This window comes from Psychromarinibacter sediminicola (assembly GCF_029168335.1).
In the GTDB taxonomy this organism is placed as follows: domain Bacteria; phylum Pseudomonadota; class Alphaproteobacteria; order Rhodobacterales; family Rhodobacteraceae; genus Psychromarinibacter; species Psychromarinibacter sediminicola.
Window position 1 is genome coordinate 1 of sequence record NZ_JARGYC010000162.1, and the last position, 2,722, is coordinate 2,722.

Here is a 2,722-nt window from a genome sequence, read left to right on the forward strand (position 1 = left end):
TCGGCGAACTCATCGACTGCTTCACGCACCAGGAATGCGAAAACTACTTCGCCGCCTGCGGATACGATGCAGATTGATCGGAAAACGCTCTAATACTACAGTTGCGTATTTGGCCGTCTTTTTCGGTGGGCGCTGGCGGCGGCAATCTGATGCTGCCTTCGCCATCGCGACCAATCCCATATGAAGGCAGTCGTGAGTAACGGCCGCGGCAGAAGGCGGGCGATCAGTCGGCGGAGTTCCGGGGTCGTCAGAGTTTGCGCCAGTCTGGTAATCATGCCGCTGCCACTCGATGCCCCGGACTCGTTTCGTTCTGTTTGCTAAAGGCCGCGCGCCGCTGGTTGGCGCTGAGGCGCGCGAGAAACGCGGCGGCGGCCATCACCAGACTCATGTGTCGATGCCATCCATGCCAGGAGCGGGCCTCGCAATGATCGAGGCCGAGATCGTCCTTGGCGCGCAGAAAACATTCCTCGATGGTCCAGCGCAGCCCGGCGGCGGCCGCGAGCTCCGGCAGCGTGGTCCCGGTACGGGCATGCGCGAAGTAGTACGCGATGGCTTGCGGGTCATGCAGGCTGCGACGCGCCAGCAGCCAGCGGGAAAACCCCTCTGCGGTCTGATCTCCGAGGGGGACCCAGGCCCAGTCGTAGAGCCGCTGTCCCTTGGTGCCTTCACCGGCGGACAGGGGCTGCCAGGCCTCGGCGGGGAGTTCGGAAATCATCGTCCTCGGATCCGTCTGCACCGGCGCCCACTCTTCCAGAACGCGCAACGTATGGGTCGAGCGCACCGCCAGCACGTAAGCCTGACCACGATCCTCCAGCATGCGCCGGAACCGATGGTCCGAGCCATAGACCGCATCGGCGAGGACAAAGGCGCATGGCGTCCCTTCATCCAGCAGCCGCGCAATCATCTCGCAGGCCATGGCCGGTTTGGTGGCGAACGTCACGTCGTCCGGCACATGCGCCTTGGCGCGCCGCTCCGGATCGCTGGTCCAGTCCTTCGGGAGGTAGAGCCGCCGATGGATCAGCGCGTGACCCCAGCGGCTGGCATAGGCGGCGAAAACACCGATCTGGCAATTCTCGATCCGGCCTGCCGTGCCGGAATACTGTCGGCCAACACCGACGGAATGAACCCCCTTCTTGGGAAATCCGGTCTCATCGATGACCAACACCCCATCGGGATCACCAAGCGCCTCAAGGACGTAGCTTCGTACCCGATCACACAGCCTGTCCGCCGACCAACTCGACCGGCCCAGCAGGGACTGGATCCGGTAAGGCCGCGCAAGTCCGGCTTCCTCCGCCAGCATCCAGCCGGTCTTGCGCTCAACTCCGGACAACAGCCCGTCAACAAAAGCGCTGGCGGACGCGCGCTGCTCGGTTCTCTTGAACGCTGGGGCGATAGAGGTCTTCATGCTTTCCAGCGCATCGCGCCAATCGGAAACCGTCCCAGCCCAATCCGAAACAGACATGACAAAACTCTCCAATTCGCTTTGGGAGAGTTGAATCAGAGATCAAACAAATGCGCAACTGTAGTACTAATGCGCGTTTCACCCGATCTGAGTCGCATGGGAACCTCAATCCGTCCGAAGGGCTGAATCATTGCATTGAGGCAGATTTTGGGGTTGGTGATGGGCAATCCACTGTCCATTGACCGCAGGGAACGGGCTATCTCCGCGGTCGCCCCGGGCCTGAGTCGACGGTCTGCAGCTTTGAAACACGGTGTCTCGCCTTCCACGGCAACGCGCAGGGACAACGAGTGAGGGACCGCCGGCTCTCTCTCACGTCCAAGCCGAAGGGCGGCGACACGAGGTATCGCAGGATTGAGGTAAACGCTGAGGTGATCCACGCTGCGCTCGGTGAGACGCCAAACATGACACTCGAGGAACTCTCCAAGCATCAGTCCGAGTACGGCCTCGACCTCATCGCTTTGGCGGTTCTTTCGCCGACACGGCATTAAAAGAAAGTAAGATCGGCAATGCCGTGGAACACGGTTGCCCGGCTGGATTCTCTTTTCAAGTGAGGCATCGAGTTTCTGTAGGCGGTGAGATCGATGTTGGCGCCGACGGCTTCGTGGCGCGCGAACTCTCCGCCGTAGCACCTATGGAAGGAAACATTTCGGAAGCCATGGCTACCTCCGCAGCCCCAGCAGGCAGCCATGGCCGGGTCTCAAGCCTCTACGATGGTTATTGCGAACCACACCGATAAGGAGACCGACCACGACCACTTGCCATCCTTTCCCAGCCGACACTGTTCTCGTAGCAATCGATATCTCCAAGTACCGCCACGAGGTACTGATCGAGGTCGCAGGGCGCAAACGGCGACGTCGGCTGACGATCCTGAACACGAGGGAAGATATCGATCGTCCGGTTGCGGTGCTGACGTCGTACGATCTCCGTCTTCGGAAACTCCATCTCCATCATGCCGCGCAAGCGGCACCATTCATCAAGCGTAAGCTGGTTCTGCCTTTGTCCCATGGTGATCCTGGGTATACCGCGCGTTGCGCTTGGAATTGTAATCTAATACTACAGTTGCGTATCATACAGTTTTTGATGGGCCTTCGCCGCGCCTGCCTGGTGTCGCTGTCGCCATCGCGACCAGGCGATGATGAAATCTGCCGCCGGGAGGCCGCGCAGGAGGCTGGCCGCGGTCTTCCAGCATGCGCCGGAACCTGTGATCCGACCCGTAGAGCGCATCGGCCAGGACGAAGGCGCATGGCGTGCCTTCGTCGA

Annotated in this window: 2 protein-coding genes and 1 pseudogene; 1 reads left to right on the forward strand and 2 read right to left on the reverse strand. The window is 60.9% G+C overall.

Translation table 11 applies throughout. From position 1 onward, the window contains the following. Positions 1-271: 271 nt before the first annotated feature. The gene (locus P1J78_RS24510) at positions 272-1,462 is read right to left on the reverse strand and encodes an IS701 family transposase (protein ID WP_275569995.1); all 1,191 of its coding nucleotides are present in this window, start codon (positions 1,460-1,462) and stop codon (positions 272-274) included. A 732-nt stretch (positions 1,463-2,194) separates the two neighbouring features. Between P1J78_RS24510 and P1J78_RS25630 the strand changes: the two are divergent. Continuing rightward, positions 2,195-2,395: pseudogene (locus tag P1J78_RS25630) on the forward strand (IS110 family transposase); the annotation flags it as partial. Between the two features lie 133 nt (positions 2,396-2,528). Here the strand turns inward: P1J78_RS25630 and P1J78_RS24520 are convergent. Then, a partial coding sequence (locus P1J78_RS24520; protein ID WP_275569996.1) for a hypothetical protein occupies positions 2,529-2,722 on the reverse strand: 194 nt, incomplete at its 5' end.